Source organism: Vibrio sp. OPT46 (assembly GCF_015163535.1).
Taxonomy (GTDB): Bacteria; Pseudomonadota; Gammaproteobacteria; order Enterobacterales; family Vibrionaceae; genus Vibrio; species Vibrio alginolyticus.
Genome location: NZ_JADDYG010000141.1, coordinates 48801 through 70355 on the forward strand (window position 1 = coordinate 48801; position 21555 = coordinate 70355).

Below are 21555 nucleotides of genomic sequence, written 5' to 3' on the forward strand. Positions count from 1 at the left end.
CCATGGCATTACCAAACTATGCATCAAAAGTAGAGCGAGTTGCTTACGCAGGTTACTTAGCTTTTTGTGGGTTGGTGCTGTTCTTTTTAATCGCTCCAATTCTGACCATCATCCCGTTATCGTTTAATGCAACGCCTTACTTTACTTTTACCGAGGGGATGTTAAACCTTGATTCGGAAGCGTATTCTACTCGCTGGTATCAAGAAATGTTTACTAGTGATCAGTGGCTGTTGGCGCTGAAAAATAGCACGTTCATTGCTTTTATGGCGACACTCGTTGCAACAGGGCTGGGAACTCTGGCGGCGTTGGGTTTAGCAAGTAGTAACTTGCCTTTTCGCAATACGATTATGGCGCTGTTGATCTCGCCCATGATCGTACCAGTCATTATCTCTGCTGCTGCGATGTACTTTTTCTACACACGCCTTGGCTTATCACAAACTTATTTAGGCGTCATTTTGGCACACGCTGCGTTAGGTACGCCTTTTGTCGTCATTACCGTTACTGCGACGTTAAGCGGCTTTGACCATAGCTTGGTAAAAGCGGCGGCTAGCTTAGGAGCAAACCCTGTTTATACTTTCAGACACATTACCTTTCCTCTGATTCGTCCGGGGATGATTTCTGGCGGCTTGTTTGCTTTTGGCACTTCGTTCGACGAGGTTGTGGTGGCGTTATTCCTGACTGGGGCAGAACAAAAAACCGTTCCTAGGCAGATGTGGTCAGGAATTCGAGAGCAAATCAGTCCGACTATATTGGCGGTCGCTACGTTGCTGATTTTTATGTCGGTGTGTTTGCTCGTGACTTTAGAAGTTCTACGTAGGCGTAATGTACGCATTCGAGGCATTCAAGAATAACCAAACTTTTTCTTTGTTGCTCGCTACGCACTTTTGTTTAGGGGCTCCTCAATTTTTGACCAAATGCGCCTCATTGTAGGCGCTTGTCTTTTGTGTTTATCATCAGCGATGACTGACATGTCACTCCTGTAGATTAATGCCAGCCTGCTCGAAACGTGCCAAAGGCGACTTGTTTGATCGCTGATACCAACTAGCTGGCATGTTTGGTTTAAGTCGGGCTTTCTCTTCCTTGCTAATCACAACATAGTGCAAAAACGCATTAAGTGTGGTTACCATCACGTTAAACGTCATTTCCCCATCTTTGCTGATGGATTTCAATAACCCAACGACGGTTTCCTCAGAGACTAACGGTTCAACCACCGCCTTTTTTCGCTCTTTTATTGATGTTGAAGCGGGCAGTCTTGCACGTGCCGTCTCCCAACAAACTTTGTTGGTTTTACTGACAAGGTTGTGCTTGTAGCATTAGTAACTGAATAAAAAGCGTGGCAGGTTTTGCCAGCGTTCGGCTTGGACTTCTAACCAAAGATGTTGTAGCTCAATATCAGCGTCGGTCATAGGAGTTGTTTAGCAAAAAGAAAAGAAACCATTTTATCGCTTTTGTGAGGAGCAATAAAAGATATTTGAATGGAAAGATAAACAACTAGTTGATCAATATTACTAAAGCAAATCGATTTCTGGCAAGCTCGTGCAACGGCAACTCGAGTACCAAAAACTGACACCGTCACGTTCAGTTGTTAACAAAATGTTTCATCTTGTCTTGCGAGTAGATTATATGGAGATGCTCTTGCAGTAATAAGGGCAGTGGCGATGCAAAAGACGTAATGCATTTAAGGAAAACTCAATATAGAAGAAATTAGATGGAACTGAAGACTTTGAGTGTCGCGATTGCGACAACATTAACCAGCACTGGCGTATTTGCGTTAAGCGAGCCAGTTTCTCAAGTTACAGAGCAACATGCACATTCGGCTCATACACACGGTGTTGAATCCAATCGAGTTGAATACCAACCAACCGCAACTCTCCCTATTCAGCCCTCCAAGGCAACTCGAGTACAGTCACTTGAAAGCCTTGATGAGTCGAGCACTGCTTGTGATTTGGAAGCATTGGTTACCGAAAGCAGTAACCAATTGATCAGCGAAATTTTAAGTCAGGGCGCGACGTGCGTGAACCAGTTATTCTCTGCTGAAAGTCGGATTCAGGAGTCGGTATTTAGCTCCGATCATATGTACAACATTGCGAAGCGCACTACGACATTGGCGAAGGGGTATACAGGTGGCGGGAGCGATGAACTCGAAACGTTTTTCTTATACTTGCGCGCGGGTTATTACGCCGAGTTTTACAATGACAACATCTCATTTATTGAATGGGTTACCCCAGCGGTGAAAGAATCCGTGGATGCGTTTGTTAATAACGCAAACTTCTATGAGAACAGCGACCGTCACGGCAAAGTGCTTAGTGAAGTCATCATCACTATGGATAGTGCGGGCTTGCAGCACGCGTACTTACCGCAAGTGACCCAGTGGCTTACACGTTGGAATGATCAATACGCCCAGCACTGGTATATGCGCAATGCAGTTAACGGTGTTTTCACTATTTTGTTTGGTGGGCAGTGGAACGAGCAATTTGTGCAAATAATTGGCAACCAAACGGACCTTGCCAAAGCTTTAGGCGATTTTGCTCTGAGGGCATCATCAATCGGTGCTGAAGATGAGTTCATGGCCGCGAATGCGGGGCGAGAGCTCGGGCGTTTGACCAAGTATACGGGTAACGCGAGTTCTGTTGTGAAGAGTCAGCTGAGTCGAATCTTTGAACAGTATGAAATGTATGGTCGGGGTGACGCGGTTTGGCTTGCGGCGGCGGACACTGCCTCATATTACGCAGATTGTAGTGAGTTCGGAATTTGTAATTTCGAAACTGAGCTAAAAGGCTTAGTGCTATCGCAAACTTATACTTGTAGTCCAACAATTCGAATATTGTCCCAGAATATGACGCAAGAGCAACACGCGGCCGCATGTTCTAAAATGGGTTACGAAGAGGGTTACTTTCATCAGTCATTAGAAACTGGTGAACAGCCAGTAAAAGATGACCACAATACTCAGCTCCAAGTCAATATCTTCGATTCAAGCACCGATTATGGTAAGTACGCAGGGCCAATTTTCGATATTAGTACTGACAATGGCGGTATGTACTTGGAAGGCGATCCTTCCCAGCCGGGGAATATTCCCAACTTTATTGCTTATGAAGCCTCTTATGCGAACGCGGATCACTTTGTCTGGAACTTAGAGCACGAATACGTGCATTACTTAGATGGTCGATTTGATCTCTATGGAGGGTTTAGTCATCCAACTGAAAAAATAGTGTGGTGGAGTGAAGGCATTGCAGAGTATGTCGCTCAAGAAAATGACAACCAAGCAGCACTTGAGACGATTTTAGACGGCTCGACATATACCTTAAGTGAGATTTTCGAGACTACTTATGATGGGTTTGATGTCGATCGAATTTATCGTTGGGGGTACTTAGCTGTACGTTTTATGTTTGAAAATCATAAAGATGACGTAAACCAAATGCTGGTGGAAACACGCCAAGGGAATTGGAGCAATTACAAAGCAACGATCACCCAATGGGCGAATTTATATCAAAGTGAGTTTGAGCAGTGGCAGCAAGCCCTTGTCTCAAATGGTGCACCTAATGCAGTCATAACCGCAAACAACAAGGGGAAAGTCGGTGAAAGCATTACATTTAGCAGTGAAAACAGTACAGACCCAAACGGGAAGATCGTCAGCGTCTTATGGGACTTCGGTGATGGCTCGACAAGTACACAAACCAAGCCGACGCACCAATATGGGAGTGAAGGGGAGTATTCGGTCAGTCTAAGTGTGACAGACAGTGAAGGCTTGACGGCAACCGCCACTCATAGTGTTGTTATCTCAACGTTGGGCGGTAATGACACATTGCCACAAGACTGCGCGGTGCAAAGTAAAGTAAGCGGTGGGCGCCTAACAGCAGGAGAGCCTGTTTGCTTGGCAAATCAACAAACCATTTGGCTGAGCGTGCCAGCGGTGAATGAGAGCTCAAATCTGGCGATAACGACGGGGAACGGTATGGGCAACCTAAAGCTTGAATACAGTAACTCTGGTTGGCCGGATGGTGCTAATCTTCACGGGTGGTCAGATAATATTGGTAATGGAGAGTGTATTACGTTGTCAAATCAGAGTAACTACTGGGGCTACGTTAAAGTCTCTGGTGACTTTGAGAATGCCGCCATCGTCGTTGATTTTGATGCTCAGAAGTGTCGTCAGTAGGGCATTTTAACTGCATCATTTTAATTTAATTGATCGCCTCGCTAACATTGCGGGGCGTTTTTGTTTTTCACGCCGTTATCTCTATAAAAAACCAGCCCGAAGGCTGGCAAACAAGGAGTTTGAGATGAAAATGAAAACGTTATAAAGCTTGCTGATATCCTATTTCTCAATAAGTTGGGTTGTGCGTTGAAGCCAGTTTTTATCTTGCGTATCAAGAAAAGGGCTAAGTGCTTGATAGACTCGTGAATGGTAATGATTGAGCCAGTCTAGCTCTGCTTGATCTAGCATTGATAAATCAAGGGCGTTGGTCGCAATTGGAGCAAGAGTGATGGTCTCAAAACCGTAAAACGTGCCGAACTCATTTTGTTCTACTTCTACAACTTTAAGAATGTTCTCTATTCTTACCCCGTACTCACCTTCGCGATAAACGCCTGGCTCATTAGTAATGACCATACCCGGTTTTAGTTCAACCTCGTGGTGGCTTTGCGAGAAATTTTGTGGGCCTTCGTGAACATTCAAGCAAATGCCCACGCCGTGTCCAGTGCCGCACTTGTAATCAATACCATGTTGCCATAAGACGCCACGCGCCATGATATCAAGATTGGCACCCGTAGAGCCTTTCATGAATCGAGTCTGAGTCAGTCGGATGACCGCTTTGAGCACCAAGGTATAATCTTTGCGCTGCTTAATGGTCGGTGACCCGAAGTGGAAAGTACGGGTGATGTCTGTTGTCCCGCCAAGGTATTGGCCACCAGAATCGACGAGAAAGAAGTTGCTTTCATTGGCTGCCGCATTGCTTTCTTCATCGGCGGCATAATGCATTTTTGCCCCGTGAGCTGCGAAGCCTGCGATAGTGCGGAAACTGTCACTCACATAATGTCGGGTTTGACGGCGATAGTGATTCAGTTGTGCCTCAGCAGACAATTCTGTAACGAGTCCGCTTGGAACTTGCTCTTCGAGCCAGTTCATAAACCTTACGATTGCCACACCATCATCTGTTAATGCCTGTTCTAGGCTAGTTAGCTCGGTCGCATTTTTTATGGCCTTCATTGCCGTTACAGGGCAAGCCATTGGCTTTAGATTCACATTCCCTTCAATCGAACTCACCAATAAGCTGTCTGTGTGGGTCGGGTTAAAAGCGAGCGATAATCCCTCACATTGCTGATTCAAATACTGACTTACGTAGTTGTAATGGCGAATGTGTACACTCTGATCGGTCAGCGCTCTTTCAACGTCTTGAGGCAGTTTGGCTTTATCAATAAACAGTGTCGCAAGTGATTGCTCTACGACTAGATAGGCTTCAGAAACTGGGCAGTAATTCGTATCACCACCTCGAATATTCATTGTCCACATGACATCATCTAGCGTTGACACTAATAAGCTATCTACTTGGTTCTCGGTTAACCAAGAACGGATTCTCGCTAACTTATTTTCAGTGTCAACGCCAGCAAAAGCGGTGGGGTGCTCGAATACGGGTGCACTTGGGCGAGGTGGTCTTTCAAGCCAAATCGGTGTGAGTAAATCCAGGTCGAGAATGATCTTAATGTTTTTCGCTTCAAAGGTTTGTTTGAGGCCTTGATAAAAAGCGTAACTGATGGCGCGCCCGTCAACCGCGATAATACTGTTTTCTGGTAGCGTGGTAGCCAGCCATTTGGCAACTGTCGGCGTTTCTGGTTGTTTGGCTTTAAACAGTTCAAGTCCTGTGCCGTGTAACTGTTCTTCAGCTTGAATATAGTAACGACCATCAGTCCACAGGCCACCACCTTGTTGGGTAATGACGACATCGCCTGCTGAGCCGGTAAAACCTGAAATCCAGCTTCGCGCTAACCAATGATCCGCTGAGTATTCACTGTTATGTGGGTCATTGTTGGTCACGATATATGCAGACACGTTGTGAAAGGACATTGCCTCACGCAATAACGTAAGGCGTTGGTTTACTGAGTTAGTATTGTTCATTAAATGGTTCCTAAAGTCATATTTGAGCAATAGATATGATGCTGCTCCGAGCCTGTTTTTATTGGGTTCTGTTGCCCGCATACTTCTGTTGCTTCTGGGCATCGAGTACGAAAAACGCAACCGCTCGGTGGGTTAAGTGGAGAAGGAAGATCGCCGGGCAATAGTTGTATTTCACGGTCACGTGCTAATTGCGGATTAGCTATCGGGACAGCAGATAACAGTGCTTTGGTGTAGGGGTGTTGAGCATCATCAAATACTTGATCGTAACGTCCTACTTCCATAGGTTTACCAAGATACATCACCATAACGCGGTCGCTGATATGGCGCACCACGCTTAAGTCATGCGCAATCATCACCAGTGTTAACCCCATTTCTTGTTTAAGATCATCTAGAAGATTGATGACCTGAGCTTGTATGGAGACATCTAGTGCACTAACGGGTTCATCACACACGACCAAATCTGGATTGAGAATTAATGCTCTGGCAATGCCCACACGCTGGCATTGACCTCCGGAAAATTCATGTGGATAGCGGTTTCGCTGGCTCGCCAAGAGACCCACTTTATCCATCATAGCGATGACACGCTTTTCTACCTCTGCCCGTTTAAGCTTTGGCTCGTGGGTGAGCAGTGGTTCGGCGATGCATTCTGAGATGGTTAACCTCGGATTCAAACAAGCGGATGGGTCTTGAAACACCATCTGAAATTCTCTGCGTCGAGAGGAAAGCTCTTTTTTACTAAACCCGAGCATGTCTTGACCTTTCCAAGTCAACTCGCCATGTGTAGGTTCAATTAAGCGAAGTAAGGCGCGAGCAAGTGTTGATTTTCCGCAGCCTGATTCCCCCACAATGCCAAGTGTCTCACCTCGGTAAACATCTAAGTCGATACCATTGACCGCTTTCACGATTTTACGTCGACTTGGAATAAGATGACGTGAAACAGGAAAGTGGACGTTTAAATCACGAGCAGACATGAGGACTTCTTTTTTATTCATAACGCCTCCTTAAGCTTTTATTTGAATGGGAGTGATAACACTGGGTGCTTTAACGTGACAGGCAATGGACTGGCTCGTGTTTAATGGAGAAAACCGTGGGGTTTCGTATTGGCAACGCGTCTCTCGATGCTCGCACCGCTCTTTAAACGGACACCCTTGATGGTTAATCAACGCACTTGGTGGGTTACCTGGGATGGTTGGTAAACGCGGCATATCTTCAGTGATGGAAGGAATCGCCTTTAGCAGGCCTTGAGTGTAGGGGTGCGCAGGTTGAGCGAACAATGTCTCGGTATCTGATTGCTCCATTTTTTGACCACCATACATGACCAATACGCGATCACACATCTCGGCGACGACGCCCATATCGTGAGTGATCAGTAAAATAGCCGTATTGAACTCTTGTTGTAAGTCTCGTAATAGCGTCAAAATTTGAGCTTGAACGGTTACATCTAACGCGGTGGTTGGTTCGTCTGCAATTAACAACTCGGGCTTACACAACAAGGCCATCGCTATCATGATTCGCTGACGCATTCCGCCAGATAATTCGTGAGGGTATTGATTCATCCTAGTTTCGGGAGAGGGAATACGCACCGCATCCAACATGTGAATCGATTCAATTTTTGCTTGTTTTCGGGTCATTCCTTTATGAATCATGAGAACTTCACAAAGCTGTTTGCCAATTTTCATAAATGGGTTGAGTGACGTCATCGGATCTTGAAAGATCATTCCGATTTTCTCTGCACGGATGCGGTTGAGCTGCTTTTTAGACATCGCGAGTAAATCATCACCGTGGAACATTGCGCTTCCAGACACGGCGCCGTTATCCGCGGTTAACCCCATTAATGCGAAAACAGACTGGCTTTTTCCCGAACCTGATTCCCCAACAATCCCAAGAGTTTCGCCCGCTTTAATCGAGTAGGAGAGATTACTGACCGCTTGCACTTGCCCATCTGGCGTATCGAAGCGCACGTTCATGTTTTCAATAGATAGCATGGGTTTGTCCTTATCGGTCTTTCGGGTCAAGAGCATCACGCAAGCCATCGCCGATGAAGTTAAAACAAAAGAGGGTGGCAACTAAAAACAGAGAGGGAAAAAGCAGCATCCACAATGCAACGTCAATCGTTTTTGCGCCTTCGGAAATTAGGATTCCCCAGCTCGTGTCTGGTGGTTGAACACCAAGCCCTAAGAAGCTCAAAAACGATTCGAACATAATGAATCCTGGTACCATTAAGGAGGAATAAACCATCACGATCCCAAGCACATTAGGCAGAACATGGCGTCGGACAATTGTCAATTTAGAAACCCCAATAGAGTGTGCGGCTTCGATGAACTCTCGCTTTTTTAGACCGAAGGTGACACCACGTACAACACGGGCAATGCCCAGCCAAGATACCATTCCGATCACGATAAAAATCAGGTAGATGTTGTTGCCAAAAAGGGTAACAAACAGGATAACCATAAACATAAATGGCACCGAATCGAGCACCTCAATAATGCGCATCATTACGCTATCGACAACGCCGCCAAGATAGCCGGAAATACTTCCCCAAATCGTACCAATAACAACGGCGACTAAGGCGCCAACAAAACCTACCAAAATAGAGAGCCTGCCACCTTGCATCGTGCGAGCGAAGACATCTTGCCCGAGATCATCGGTACCAAAGTAATGGCCACTGCTCAGTGAAGGTTTCCCTAGCTCGTATGGATCGATGAGCACTTCCCAGTCAATTTCATCATGGCCAAAAGCGGCAAGAGAGGGGCCGAAAGTGATGCATAAGGTAATGAAAGCCAAAACATACACTGATGTCATCGCGGCTCTGTTTTTACGAAATCGAGTCCATGCATCCTGCCAAAGACTGCGACCTTCGACGGCTTCAATATTGTCGACGACTTGATCTTGAAGAGCTTGTGTATCCAGTTTTTTGATCGTTAACATACCGGACTCCTAAACGCGTATACGAGGGTCGATAATCGTATATAGCAAGTCGACCACAAGGTTAAAGAAGATAGTGAGTGAAGCGACAATCAGAGTAATGCCCATTACTAGGCCGTAGTCGCGGTTGAGAGCCCCAGACACAAAGTGTTGTCCCATGCCACCTGTACCAAAGAAAATGTCGATAATTACCGAGCCTGTCACGACAGACACAAACGCAGGGCCGAGCATCGCAACGACGGGAATCAGGGATGGTCGCAAAGCGTGATGGAATAAAATGTAGGTTGTGGACAAACCTTTGGCCTTTGCCGTTCGAATGTATGGTTGGTTGAGTGTTTCAATCATTGCGCCACGCATGACGCGTGCAATACTCGCAATGGAGCCAATCGCTAGGCTGAGCACGGGAAGAACAAGAAAAGCCAGCTTTCCTCCTTCCCAACCACCAGCAGGGAACCAGCCGAGCTGAATAGCGAAGAGCATGACTAAAACTGGAGCAAGCACGAAAGCCGGAACTACAACTCCAGTCATCGAAAGTGTCATCAGGCCGTAATCTAGGCGGCTATTTCGGTTCAATGCCGCAATGGTGCCAAGCAACATGCCAAGTGGAACGGAAATGCAAAAGGAGAGTACGCCTAATACTGCTGAAACTGGCCATGATTGTGCGACGAGCTGTGTAACACTGAAGTCTTGATAAACGAAGCTCGGACCGAGATCTCCTTGTATGAAATTACCAATGTAAATCCAAAACTGAGTAAGGAAGGGCTGGTCCAAATGGAATTTTGCTTCGATATTCGCACGTACCACCTCTGGCATAGGCCGTTCCATATCAAATGGCCCCCCTGGTGCAATGTGCATCAGCCAAAATGATACGAGTGCGATGAATAGAAGCGTGGGGATAGCGATAGCTAATCGCTTAACAATGTACCAAATCATGATCCATCATCCTTTGGTCATCCGAAATCACTTCGAACGGTTATGAATAAAAAATGGTCTGAGCTCAGGTTGCCTTCTCCACCGAGAGATATGAGGAACGGCAAGTAAACATTGAACTTGCCGACTCAGACCGAAAACATGCTTTTAGTGGGCTTTTACATAGACATTCTTGCGGTAGTACGACGACTCAGGGTTTGTCAGTTCGTAGCCGCCCACGTAAGGCTTGATGAGGTATTGATCGTTACCCGGACGATAAATAGGAATAATGGCCATGTCTTCAATCAGCATGCTTTCTGCTTGTAAATACAGTTCTGATGGGTTGCTCATGGTCTTTGAGCGAGCCATTAACTCGTCGTATTGCGGGTTGTTATAACGAGAATCGTTGTACTCGCCACTAGAAACGAAGATATCCAACCATGTAGAGGCTTCATTGTAGTCGGCCGTCCAGCCGCCGCGAGTAATGTCGGTCGGCTCTTTAAGTGCGTAGAACACTTTCGGTTCTAGCTGTTTTATCGTGACTTGCGCACCCAATCGGCTTTTCCACATGCCTGCCATGGTGGTTGCCATTTTTACGTCCATCGAGAAAGTTGGTACGGTAAACGTTAACTTAAGCGGATTGCTTTTATCGTATCCAGCTTCTGACAGTAATTGCTGCGCTTTTTCGATACGTTTATGGCGGTTCCAAGTTGCGAACTCAGGAGTGTGAGATTTAAAACCATCTGTTTGAGGTGGCACAAGGGTATACATTGGAACCCCACCGTTTCTCAAAATAGCACTCGTTAACAGTTGACGGTCAATGGCATATGAGAGGGCTTTACGAACCCGCACGTCTTTTGTTGGCCCTTGTTGAGTGTTGAGGTAATAGAATGTGGAGCCAAGAGACGCACTGGTGCTTGCCACTTCTTGTGGGCGTTGTTGAATTAACTTTTTCTTCTGAGCGGCAGGAATGGAAACCGCTTGGTCTATCTCACCAGCTAGGTAGCGGTTTAGCACTACGTTTGCATCACCAATTGGTAGCCAGGTGACTTTTTCCAGCACTACATTGCTTGCGTCCCAATAATGTGGATTTTTAACCATCACCAGTTTTTCGTTAACTTTCCATTCAGAGACAGTAAACGCACCATTTGTAACGATATGCTCAGGCTGGGTCCAACGGTTGCCATGTTTTTCAATGGTCGCTTTATGAACGGGGGCAAGCACTGGATGACTTAATAGTTTCGTAAAGAAGGGAATAGGCTCTTCGAGTGTTACCTGGAACGTTTTTTCATCCAGCGCCTTCACGCCCAAGGACTCGGGTGCGGCGTCGCCTTTCATAATGGCTTGCGAGTTTTCGATATTTGGAATGGCCGCAAACCAAGCGTAGGGTGAAGCAGTGCTTGGATTCAGTAAGCGTTGCCAGCTGTAGACAAAATCTTGTGCAGTGACCGTTTCGCCATTTGACCATTTTGCATCACGTAAGTGGAAGGTATAAACCGTATTGTTGTCATTGACTGACCAAGACTCAGCAACACCAGGAATGGTTTTACCTTGCTTATCTTGAATGACCAGACCTTCAAACAGGTCTCGACCGAGATTGAAAGCGGGCTCTGCGGCTTGCTTGGCTGGGTCAATAGAAGTAACTTCAGCCCCATTGTTTAGCGTAATTTCTTGTGTCTCATCGAGGGTCACACTTACGGGATACGGCGCGGCATAGCTTGATGTTGCCAGTATTGGACTCATCATCGACGCTAATAAAAGCAACTTAGGTAATTTCATCCTTGTCTCACTCTTTTCATCCTGAAAGATGCCAAAAATGTATATTGTATAAATTGTCTACACAATCGAGTTTTAACATTACTGTAACAGGGTGTCAGGTATTGAGCTGTCTGGTCTCAAAAAGTGAGCTAGGGGAATTTCTTTGAAGATCTGATATCAAGTTGGCATGACGGGAAGTAATTTTGCTTCGATACAAATTAAAATCCCCTTCAAGCACAGGCTAGAAGGGGAAGATAGTCAGTCTGCTCTTCAAAAGGCACGACGTTAACTGACTAGGAAATGTTTCACGAACTCAGTGATTTTGACCATATCACTTACCGCGATAAACTCTTCTGTCGTGTGTACTTTTGCCATGCCAGTTGAAAGATTGACCGTTGTGAGACCTTTCTTGTTAAAGTTGTTGGCATCGCTACCGCCGCCAGTGCCTTTTGTGAAGGCGTCAATTCCCAACTCTGAAAACGCTGCTTTTATAGCGTTTACGTGCGGGTGGTTTTCTTCAATAACAAAAGCGTCGTAGGCTCGGCTAGATTCAATGTCGACTTCTGCACCGTGTTTTTCACAGACAGACTCTAATGTTGAGATCATATGATTGACCTGAGCATCTAGTTTATCGCCATTCAGGGAGCGTGCTTCTGCCACGATTTTTAATTCAGGCATAACAATGTTTGTGGCCTGACCGCCATTCACTATACCGATGTTGGCTGTCGTTTCTTCGTCGATGCGAAGCAGCTTCATTTGGTTGATGGCATCTGCCGCCACCATGATCGCACTGATGCCTTCTTCTGGCGCAAGCCCTGCATGTGCTGGTCGACCTTTGATTGTTGCCACGATTTTTTGCTGGCCTGGGGCTGCGGTCACAATAGTGCCAATAGGGCCACCCGTATCTAACACGATTGCTTCCGTTGAAGTGACGTGTGACATATCGAAGTATTGTGAACCGAATAAACCGCCTTCTTCATACACGGTGAAAGCAAGTTCTAACGTTTTGTGCTCAAGGTTTTCCGCTTGAATACAACGAACGGCTTCCATGATGGCAGCAATACCAGATTTATCATCGCCACCAAGAATCGTATTGCCTTTTGAACGGATAACGCCGTCTTCGATGATTGGCTCAATGCCAATGCCCGGTGTGACTGTATCCATATGACAGCTCATTAGGATAGAGCCGTCTTTTTTGCCGTCTAAACGGGCGTACACGTTAAAGCCGTTAGAAATGTGCTTAGGTACTGGAAGCTTGTGCACGGTAAAGCCTAGGTCGCCTAGCTGCTCTGCCAGTGTTTCTGCAATTTGTTTTTCGTTTGTTGATTCGCTATCGATACGTACCAGTTGGCAAAAATGTTCAACTAAGCGTTCTTGATTGATGTGTGTCATTAGAAGTCTCTTTTTCTGATCGAGCGTGAAGCCTTGTGGCTCGGCTCGATAGGGAACAGAGCACCACTTATGGCACAGTTACTTTTAAATAAAACTGAGGTGAATCAATAAAGGGGTATCCATGACACGATTCTGACCGATGAGCCTTTCGAACTGTATGAAGCGTCACGAAACATTACTTTTGATGTTTTGCAGGATCAAATGAATAAATCGGATAGAGATAGGGTGCAATAGACTTTCCATCCCCTTTTGCTTTTTGAGCTACGTTGCCAAGATAAAATGCCAAAGTAACAACTTGTTTACATTTTATATGTTGGCGTAAAGCCGAAAACATCAATCTAATATATTGAAAATAAGCAGTTTATTTGATGTTTACGAAAGTGGATTCGACGCGCCTCCTGTATGTAACATATATTTTACAATTATGCGTAAAAATCGCCAAGGTAAAGATTTCTCCCCACGTATTCCAATTTCTCAAGACCTGCGCCAAGTTAGAAAAATAAGTCCAAACAAAAGCTACTGAGACAAGGAGAAAGTCATGGTTGATGCATATAACCCACTAGGAACAGACGGATTTGAGTTTGTTGAATATACCGCTGCTGACAACAAAGGCATTCAACAGCTTAAAGATCTGTTTATATCGTTAGGTTTTGCGGAAATTGCAAAGCATCGCTCAAAAGAAGCGTGGTTATATCGACAAGGTGACATTAGCTTTATTGTGAATGCGCAGCCGCATAGCCAAGCTGAGGGATTCGCCAAAGTTCACGGTCCGTCGGTTTGTGGCATGGCATTTCGTGTGAAAGACGCCACCGTTGCTCTGGCGCATGCGTTAGAGAATGGCGGTAAAGAATATAAAACGGAAATTGGGCCGATGGAGCTTAGCATTCCTGCTATTTATGGCATCGGTGAAAGCTTGCTTTATTTTGTCGACCGTTATGGAAAGCAGAGTATTTATGATGTCGATTTTCGTTTTTATGATGATGCTGATGAGCGTTTATCAAAAGCGAATGTTGGTCTTTACGAAATCGACCACTTAACGCACAACGTTAAGCAGGGCAACATGGATGTCTGGTCAGGTTTCTATGAGCGCATTGGTAACTTCCGCGAAATTCGTTATTTCGATATCGAAGGTAAGCTGACTGGTCTTGTCAGCCGTGCGATGACCGCACCTTGCGGCAAAATCCGAATTCCTATCAATGAGTCGTCAGATGATAAATCGCAGATTGAAGAGTTTATCCGTGAATACAATGGCGAAGGTATTCAACACATCGCATTGACCACAGACGACATCTACGAAACGGTCAAAACATTGCGTGAGCGCGGCATGGACTTTATGCCAACGCCAGATACTTACTACGAGAAAGTCGATCAGCGTGTTGAAGGCCATGGTGAAGATGTAAGCAAGCTTCGTGATTTGCAGATTCTTATTGATGGTGCGCCAACGAAAGATGGCATCTTGCTACAAATCTTTACTCAAACCGTTATCGGCCCTGTGTTCTTCGAAATCATCCAACGTAAAGGCAATGAAGGCTTTGGCGAGGGTAACTTTAAAGCGTTGTTTGAATCGATAGAAGAAGACCAAATTCGACGAGGAGTATTGAGCGATGCATAAATGGATCACATTCCCTCACCGGGAGGGAGTGTGCTCTAAACAAGCGCATGCTGACTTCCCGGAAGAGGCAATTTATGAACGTGAGGCAGGTCGAAGTGGCTTCTTCGGCCCCGCAACACATTTTCATCATCAACATGCCCCAACGGGGTGGTCTGAGTGGGAAGGCGAGCTACGTCCACGAGCATTTGATTTTAATCTAGTCGAGAAAGCCAGCCATATTACCCCTTGGGCAGTCCCGCATCTATTACACAACGCGAATTGTAAAGTTCGTGTTTGGCGTATGGATGAAAAAATGGACTTCTTGGTGAGAAACGCGGATGGCGACGAACTGCTATTCATCCACCAAGGTACGGCAGATCTCTACTGTGATTATGGTCATTTGAAAGTGAGTGAAGGGGATTATGTCATGATCCCGCGCTCAACGAGCTGGCGTTTAGAACCAAGCGAGCCGATGTTCATTCTGATGATTGAAAACACCGATGCGGCCTATACATTGCCCGAAAAAGGCATGGTTGGAAACCACGCGGTGTTTGATCCAGCGGTTTTAGAAACGCCGTCGATCAACGATCAGTTCCGTGCTCAATATTCTGAGAATCAAACACAGGTTCAGGTGAAACGCCACGATAAAGTCAGTGTTATCACTTACCCATTCAACCCGCTGGATGCGATTGGGTGGCATGGTGATTTGGCGGTAGTAAAAGTGAACTGGCGTGATATTCGTCCACTTATGTCACATCGTTACCATTTACCGCCTTCTGCACATACTACATTTGTAGGATCAGGATTTGTGGTGTGCACCTTCGTTCCTCGTCCAATTGAAAGTGATCCTGGAGCGCTCAAAGTACCGTTCTACCACAACAATGACGATTATGACGAAGTCTTGTTCTACCATGCAGGTGACTTCTTTAGTCGTGACAACATTGAAGCGGGTATGGTGACATTCCATCCAGCAGGTTTTACACATGGCCCTCACCCGAAAGCTTTCAAGGCAGGGCGAGAGCATAAGAAGACTTTTGCCGACGAAGTCGCGGTCATGATTGATACGCGTCACGCACTTCAGTTTTCGGATGAGCTGGAAAAAGTAGAAAACAAAGAATACGTCTATAGCTGGCAAGAGAAGTAAGAGGCAAGGATGAAATTAGCAACCAAGAAAAATGGCACTCGTGACGGTTTGTTGATGGTCGTGAGCAAAGACTTAACGCGCTGCGTACCTGCGACAGAAATTTTCCACCCTATGAACTTAGCACCGACGATGCAGGTGGCGCTTGATAACTGGGATACGCTAGCACCACAACTGGAAGAGCTATACGTTGCACTGAACAATGGCACGGTTGCAGGGTATGAAGAGTTTGAAGCGCACTACTGTGAGTCGCCGCTTCCTCGCGCTTATCAGTGGGCTGATGGCAGTGCTTACGTAAACCACGTTGAGTTGGTTCGAAAAGCTCGCGGCGCTGAAATGCCAGAGAGTTTTTGGACGGACCCGTTGATGTACCAAGGAGGCTCTGATGCCTTTATTGGACCTTGTGACAACATCGAGTTTGCGAGTGATGAATGGGGTATTGATTTCGAAGGTGAAGTTGCTGTGGTAACTGGTGACGTACCAATGGGCGCGAGTGTTGCAGAGGCTCAGGAGTCGATTCGTTTGATCATGCTGGTGAATGATGTCTCACTGCGTGGGCTAATTCCCGCAGAATTAGCTAAAGGGTTTGGTTTTTTCCAATCTAAACCTTCTTCTGCGTTTTCTCCTGTGGCAGTAACACCAGACGAACTAGGCGATGCGTGGTACGAAAACAAAGTGCATTTACCATTGGTCTCGACCTACAACCACAAGCCGTTTGGTCGCCCGAATGCAGGTATCGATATGACGTTTGATTTCGCAGACTTAATTATTCACGCGACTAAAACGCGCCCGCTATCTGCTGGGGCGATTATAGGCTCAGGTACGGTATCCAACAAGCAGGGAACGGAACATGGCACTTCTATTGAAGAAGGTGGCGTTGGCTATTCATGTATCGCGGAAGTTCGCATGATTGAAACCATTCGTGATGGTAAGCCGTCGACTAACTTCATGTCGTTTGGAGATTCAATCAGATTGGAAATGTTCGATGCGGATGGCAACAACATATTCGGCTCGATTGACCAACAAGTTAGCCAATATCTCAAGCACTAACAATGCTGGTTGGGAGACGATATGAGCGATAGCATGATTTTATACGGATACTGGCGATCATCGGCGGCGTATCGTGTGCGTATTTGCTTGAATCTTAAAGAGTTATCGTATGATTCAAAATCGGTACACTTGGTGCGCAATGGTGGCGAACAACACAGTGACGAGTACCATGAGTTAAACGCTTCTGAACTGGTTCCTTTGCTGGTGGATGGGGAGGTTCAGTTAACCCAGTCACTGGCGATCATTCAATACTTAGAAGAACACTACCCGGATGTCACTGTGATCCCCGAGCAAACGCCGCTTCGATACCAAGCGCTAGCTTTGGCTCAGGATATTGCAATGGAGATTCATCCCCTGAATAACTTAAGAGTTCTACAGTATTTAGAGGGGGAGCTAGCTTGCGAACCAGAGCGCAAAGTCGCTTGGATTCATCACTGGATCCACAAAGGTTTTACAGCATTAGAAGAGAAACTTCAGAAGCATCGTAAACTAAATGGTGATTGCAAGTTTAGCCTGACAAGCTCGCCATCTATTGTCGATATTTGTCTGGTACCACAATTTTATAACGCACAACGCTTTGGTGTAGATACCTCTCTTTATCCAACCATTAACGCTGTTGTGCAGTCATGCAATCAACTGCCAGCTTTTATTGATGCGATGCCAGAGAATCAGCCAGACGCTAATAGTTGATTCTTAGCATACATAATGTATTAACAAAATTTAAACGAGCCAATCCAAGTGTGTGATTGGCTCGTTTTTATTGGTGAGCAAAATTTTCTGTTTCTCGCTATCGTCGTGGCGCCTCAAAATTGCGAGGTTTTGTTGCTCTGCATAACATTTCCATTTACGCTTTGAGCAACGAGTTGTTTTGGATGCACTTTATTTATGACCAACATTTTTATCATTGTTGTTCTTCTGGTTTTATTCTTCTTTGTTATTCAAAAGTACGTGATTAAGCACGATGACACGCGTGATTATCCTTATCGCTCGAAAGGCCCTCTGCTCAGAGGTCAAGAGGGTGCGTTCTATAATGCGTTAAGAGCGGCGGTAGGGGAGCATGCCGTAGTATTCGCGAAAGTAAACATGTCCAGTTTGGTTACGCCAAAAGAAATCAAAAATAAGAAGCAGTTTTTTGTCGCGAACAACCGTATATCTCGAAGCTATTTTGATTACGTTATTTGTGACCCAAGGACACTAGAGCCGCGCGTTATCGTTGAATTGGATAATGGGCAGGAGCTAAACAAGGGTAAGATAGAAAGACAAAAGTTATTGATTCATGTTTGTAAGACGGCCAACCTGCCTTTAATTGGCGCTTCGATAAAGCACAGTTATCAAGTTGGGCGATTACGTCGTTTGCTTGCGGCACACATTGATTTGATTGAGCCCGATAAAGAAGTGCGTTTTTGTAAAAAATGCGGCAGTCCGATGATCATTAAAACCGCAAGCCAAGGTGAGTTCAAAGGGAGACGTTTCTTTACTTGTAGCCGTCAGCCGAATTGTACATACACCGAAAATTATAACGTTGTGTTTGAGGCGGACGACTAAACACGACAATTAACCAGCAGAAACAAGGGGCTTTGATTAGAGATGATCAAAGCCTTTTTTGTATCAGTCATCAAGGCAGGGCCTATACTTTGAAAAAGAGGGCAGAATAGGGCAGCCATATGCGATACGGATGGATTTTATCGGCGTTGTTCATCGCATCGAATGTTAGTGCGATACCTAATTTGAAACCACTGGAGTGTGAATTGACAGAGACACCCCAAGATCATTTCTTGTTTTACCGAGAGCAAATGGTTTACCACAGTGAGCAGTTTGTCATATTTCAAAACTTCAAAGGCAGGGTGAGCACTCAAGTAGACGTCAAAACAGGAGAGTTGATCCGTACAACCTATATCGGCGAACCATTTAAACCTAAATATCAGATTTTGTTCGGCACTTGCCCTAAGGTATCGCAAACCTTACAGATTTGGATGCTCAGTGAAGTGCCTTACGACAATTAAGTGAGATAATAAAAGTTATATAGATCACACTTTTAAACCCTGCAGGCTCAGTCCTTGTCGATAAAATCATCTGAAAACGCGTGTTGAGTTTACATTTTCGCCAAACGGTTCAAAGTTGGTAAATTTGTGCTTGCACCGTCGTTCGCTTATAGCTAATATCCTCGTCGTTCCAGAGAAATGCGTCCGTAGCTCAGCTGGTTAGAGTATCGCCTTGACATGGCGGGGGTCGGTGGTTCGAGTCCACTCGGACGCACCATTCTGAATTGAATGGTTAGGAACATAAAAATTTGGGTCCGTAGCTCAGTTGGTTAGAGTACTACCTTGACATGGTAGGGGTCGGCGATTCGAGTTCGCCCGGACCCACCAAATTTTAGAAAAGCCCACCTTTTGGTGGGCTTTTTTGTGTCTGTAATTCATTAATACTCAAATAAAACTACTTCTTTTCTTGTCCTTGTTTTTGCTCTGCGTTAGCCCCTTGTTAAAGATAAAAGCGCACTACCTGATCCGCAACACAACCTCAAAACCCTAAATGCCAATGCATAAGGTGCATACGCTTCAAACCCACTAGAGCCGTCTATAAATTGTGTTGCGTGCCACTTGCTGTGGCACTAGAGACACTGACTACTAATCTAAATTATCTGGCGTGTGAAGATTAGTGCCGCATATTGTACATTTGTAGTCACCAGTCGCTTCGCCTTCCATTAATGAGCCAATTATTGCTGCAAATAGACCAGAGAAGAAACCTTTAGCTTTTTTCTCGGTCTTTTCCTGTGCTTTAGAGAAGCTTTCGTACCGATGTAGCGTTACTTCTTTACAATTACAGCAAAACGCTCTTGTCTCTTCAGAACCGTACATTTTTACCAATTGATTTACTCCCTGTAAGTTAATTTCCCCAAGTGGCGTTATGTTCAAGGGTAAGTCACACAAGACTGGTGTGTGACTTACCCTAAACACTAAAACTAACGTAATGTAAAACACCACATGTTATGAATGATTATTTAACGCCTTGTTATCCGAGCTTGCTAACTCTGCTGATTGAATAGTTGTGGCAATAAGCTCTTCAAATAGCTCTAATTGCCCAGCAGGTATCAATTGATTTTGTATAGCTTTTCGTTTGTTTGAGTCAAATAGCCGTTCTGTTAACCAACCAATTAGATACATCAGTGAAAGACAGCCACCGGCCGTCGCTACATTACCGTCTATCACGAGAGGCAGATCCTGAACATCTCCTCCCATACTTTGTAGAACAGCCTTTGCATCTGGGTTTGTTGTTAATCGCTTGCCTTCTAGTAAACCGAGTTCATGGAGGATGAATGATCCCGCACAAATCGAACCTATTAGCTGCCTATTTGGATCAAGATTCAACGCTGACATAAATTCAGCATCTTTTAAAGCGGCTGGAATACCCCGTTTGCCGCTTGTAATAAGAACGACATCTTGATTCGTCACCTCAGAAAGGTGTCCGTCTGTTTTAACTTTCATACCGAGGTGGGAATGATGTTCAGATTTAGTTCCAAGTATACTTACTGTCCAACTGTCGGTTGTGCGCCCTAGCAAGTCATACATAAGAAAGAAATCGACATCCGTGAAATCATCAAATAAAACAACGCCGATTTTATACATAACATTTATCCTTTTGGACTTACTCGTAAGTCGCAAAATGTGTAGTAGGAGGGGAGGGGCATTCAATACGCAAGCTTCTGCTGAGCACCTTAAACACCAAAGGCGGTGCAAACTAACAATGCCATGTGTACCAAATCCCTATTATAAAACTTTGTTATGTTTGTTTTATGAGCCCGCCCAGAAAAACTCAACCCTAATACCACTTGGGTCGTAACACATTAAATGTTTTGCGGGTCCTGTTTTAACAAGCTCGGGACCAAACTCAATTTCGATTCCCGACGCCATAAATTGATCACGCAACTCATAGAGTTGCTTCTCAGTCTCTACGAGTAAAGCTAAGTGATGCAAACCAATATTCGTTTTTCTGTCAAATGGAGTGGCGGCATCAGCCTTAGCCGCCCATAGTGTAAGCATGATATGCCCATCACTCACAAATATTGCCGGGTAGCCTGGATTTCTTTTTACTTCACTCCAACCTAATTGTTCAGTGAAAAACTTCGCGCTTGCTTCTAGGTTAGATACGGTTAAACCTACGTGGTGTATGCCTTTTGTTAACACAGTCACTTTGTTTCCTTACTCGTTTTAATGGCTATCAAACAAAGATAACTCGATAAAAAGTAAGCATCAATACACATATATTGATTAACTTCGTCAATCTATTCGAATACGGTAATCCAACTGGAAACATAACATTGTAAACAAGAAACCCAATCTTGAACTAAAAATTAAACTTAGAGTTCATTCTTAAGTACTGTATTAATCAAATACATTAATAGCCATAATATTTAAGCCAGCCTATAGGGCATATCATTCCATTAAAGGTTTGAATGTTCTTATCCAAGCTAACGTCTTCCAATTTGTAACAGTGAACAACATTACTAGTCGAAGTAGATGCTGGTGTTGAATACGTTACAGGTTTAGAAGCGTTTGCTTTATGTATTTCATGTGCTCGCTGCTGGTCTATCGCCACTTGATTCTTATGATTGTTAACTTCTCGCAATCCAGATTCTAGGGGTAGGTGCCAATCCTTACATGTTGTTCCTAAACCATCATT

18 protein-coding genes, 2 tRNA genes and 2 pseudogenes are annotated in these 21555 nt (G+C 45.0%); 10 read left to right on the forward strand and 12 right to left on the reverse strand.

All coding sequences use genetic code 11. From position 1 onward, the window contains the following. The first annotated feature begins 2 nt into the window (after nucleotides 1-2). The gene (locus tag IQR33_RS06495) at nucleotides 3-851 is read left to right on the forward strand and encodes an ABC transporter permease (RefSeq protein WP_025766753.1); all 849 of its coding nucleotides are present in this window, start codon (nucleotides 3-5) and stop codon (nucleotides 849-851) included. 120 nt (nucleotides 852-971) lie between these two features. Here the strand turns inward: IQR33_RS06495 and IQR33_RS06500 are convergent. After that, nucleotides 972-1406: pseudogene (locus IQR33_RS06500) on the reverse strand (hypothetical protein). Between the two features lie 302 nt (nucleotides 1407-1708). On the opposite strand from IQR33_RS06500, the gene IQR33_RS06505 reads away from it, so the two are divergent. Continuing rightward, nucleotides 1709-4153 carry a collagenase gene (locus IQR33_RS06505; protein ID WP_017820899.1) on the forward strand — a complete coding sequence of 815 codons (2445 nt, stop codon included), beginning with the start codon at nucleotides 1709-1711 and terminating at the stop codon, nucleotides 4151-4153. A gap of 159 nt (nucleotides 4154-4312) precedes the next feature. Here the strand turns inward: IQR33_RS06505 and IQR33_RS06510 are convergent, their stop codons facing one another. The 7 genes from IQR33_RS06510 to IQR33_RS06540 all read right to left on the reverse strand — a co-directional run bounded on the left by IQR33_RS06510 (nucleotide 4313) and on the right by IQR33_RS06540 (nucleotide 13093). Continuing rightward, entirely contained in the window at nucleotides 4313-6109 is a 1797-nt protein-coding gene (locus IQR33_RS06510; RefSeq protein ID WP_193837424.1) for an aminopeptidase P family protein, read from the reverse strand. Then, nucleotides 6109-7101, reverse strand: a complete 993-nt coding sequence (locus IQR33_RS06515) for an ABC transporter ATP-binding protein (protein WP_017633963.1) — start codon at nucleotides 7099-7101, stop codon at nucleotides 6109-6111. Before IQR33_RS06515 ends, IQR33_RS06510 begins: the two co-directional genes overlap by 1 nt. A 9-nt stretch (nucleotides 7102-7110) precedes the next feature. Next, nucleotides 7111-8094, reverse strand: coding sequence for an ABC transporter ATP-binding protein (locus IQR33_RS06520; protein WP_017820901.1), 984 nt, complete (start codon nucleotides 8092-8094; stop codon nucleotides 7111-7113). A gap of 10 nt (nucleotides 8095-8104) precedes the next feature. Next, nucleotides 8105-9037 carry an ABC transporter permease subunit gene (locus tag IQR33_RS06525; protein ID WP_005377839.1) on the reverse strand — a complete coding sequence of 311 codons (933 nt, stop codon included), beginning with the start codon at nucleotides 9035-9037 and terminating at the stop codon, nucleotides 8105-8107. A gap of 9 nt (nucleotides 9038-9046) precedes the next feature. Beyond that, a complete protein-coding gene (gene oppB / locus IQR33_RS06530; protein ID WP_193837423.1) occupies nucleotides 9047-9967 on the reverse strand; it encodes an oligopeptide ABC transporter permease OppB in 921 nt (306 codons plus the stop codon). A gap of 144 nt (nucleotides 9968-10111) precedes the next feature. Beyond that, entirely contained in the window at nucleotides 10112-11722 is a 1611-nt protein-coding gene (locus tag IQR33_RS06535) for a peptide ABC transporter substrate-binding protein (RefSeq protein ID WP_017820902.1), read from the reverse strand. A gap of 264 nt (nucleotides 11723-11986) precedes the next feature. After that, a complete protein-coding gene (locus tag IQR33_RS06540) occupies nucleotides 11987-13093 on the reverse strand; it encodes a M20/M25/M40 family metallo-hydrolase (RefSeq protein ID WP_017820903.1) in 1107 nt (368 codons plus the stop codon). 538 nt (nucleotides 13094-13631) lie between these two features. Between IQR33_RS06540 and hppD the strand changes: the two genes are divergently transcribed. The 8 genes from hppD to IQR33_RS06580 all read left to right on the forward strand — a co-directional run bounded on the left by hppD (nucleotide 13632) and on the right by IQR33_RS06580 (nucleotide 19244). Then, nucleotides 13632-14705 carry a 4-hydroxyphenylpyruvate dioxygenase gene (gene hppD / locus IQR33_RS06545; protein WP_005377835.1) on the forward strand — a complete coding sequence of 358 codons (1074 nt, stop codon included), beginning with the start codon at nucleotides 13632-13634 and terminating at the stop codon, nucleotides 14703-14705. Beyond that, nucleotides 14698-15828, forward strand: a complete 1131-nt coding sequence (locus tag IQR33_RS06550) for a homogentisate 1,2-dioxygenase (protein ID WP_017633969.1) — start codon at nucleotides 14698-14700, stop codon at nucleotides 15826-15828. Before hppD ends, IQR33_RS06550 begins: the two co-directional genes overlap by 8 nt. A 9-nt stretch (nucleotides 15829-15837) precedes the next feature. Continuing rightward, the gene (locus tag IQR33_RS06555; RefSeq protein WP_005377833.1) at nucleotides 15838-16875 is read left to right on the forward strand and encodes a fumarylacetoacetate hydrolase family protein; all 1038 of its coding nucleotides are present in this window, start codon (nucleotides 15838-15840) and stop codon (nucleotides 16873-16875) included. Between the two features lie 21 nt (nucleotides 16876-16896). Next, complete coding sequence (maiA, locus tag IQR33_RS06560) at nucleotides 16897-17565, forward strand: maleylacetoacetate isomerase (protein ID WP_005377832.1); 669 nt, start codon at nucleotides 16897-16899, stop codon at nucleotides 17563-17565. A gap of 195 nt (nucleotides 17566-17760) precedes the next feature. Then, a complete protein-coding gene (locus IQR33_RS06565) occupies nucleotides 17761-18420 on the forward strand; it encodes a DUF2726 domain-containing protein (RefSeq protein WP_005377831.1) in 660 nt (219 codons plus the stop codon). Between the two features lie 119 nt (nucleotides 18421-18539). Continuing rightward, nucleotides 18540-18878: a hypothetical protein gene (locus IQR33_RS06570; RefSeq protein ID WP_005377830.1), complete on the forward strand. Its 339-nt coding sequence runs from the start codon at nucleotides 18540-18542 to the stop codon at nucleotides 18876-18878. A 179-nt stretch (nucleotides 18879-19057) separates the two neighbouring features. Further along, a tRNA-Val gene (locus IQR33_RS06575) sits at nucleotides 19058-19134 on the forward strand. A gap of 33 nt (nucleotides 19135-19167) precedes the next feature. Then, nucleotides 19168-19244, forward strand: a tRNA-Val gene (locus IQR33_RS06580). Nucleotides 19245-19502: 258 nt separating this feature from the next. On the opposite strand, the gene IQR33_RS06585 is transcribed toward IQR33_RS06580, so the two are convergent. The 4 genes and pseudogenes from IQR33_RS06585 to IQR33_RS32410 form a co-directional block, all read right to left on the reverse strand. Next, nucleotides 19503-19733 (reverse strand): hypothetical protein, encoded by a 231-nt coding sequence (locus IQR33_RS06585; RefSeq protein ID WP_005377829.1) that lies wholly within the window; start codon nucleotides 19731-19733, stop codon nucleotides 19503-19505. Between the two features lie 129 nt (nucleotides 19734-19862). After that, nucleotides 19863-20501 carry a DJ-1/PfpI family protein gene (locus IQR33_RS06590; RefSeq protein ID WP_005377828.1) on the reverse strand — a complete coding sequence of 213 codons (639 nt, stop codon included), beginning with the start codon at nucleotides 20499-20501 and terminating at the stop codon, nucleotides 19863-19865. A gap of 165 nt (nucleotides 20502-20666) precedes the next feature. Next, nucleotides 20667-21065 carry a VOC family protein gene (locus IQR33_RS06595; protein ID WP_005377827.1) on the reverse strand — a complete coding sequence of 133 codons (399 nt, stop codon included), beginning with the start codon at nucleotides 21063-21065 and terminating at the stop codon, nucleotides 20667-20669. Nucleotides 21066-21270: 205 nt separating this feature from the next. After that, nucleotides 21271-21555 (reverse strand): annotated as a pseudogene (locus IQR33_RS32410) (hypothetical protein); the annotation flags it as partial.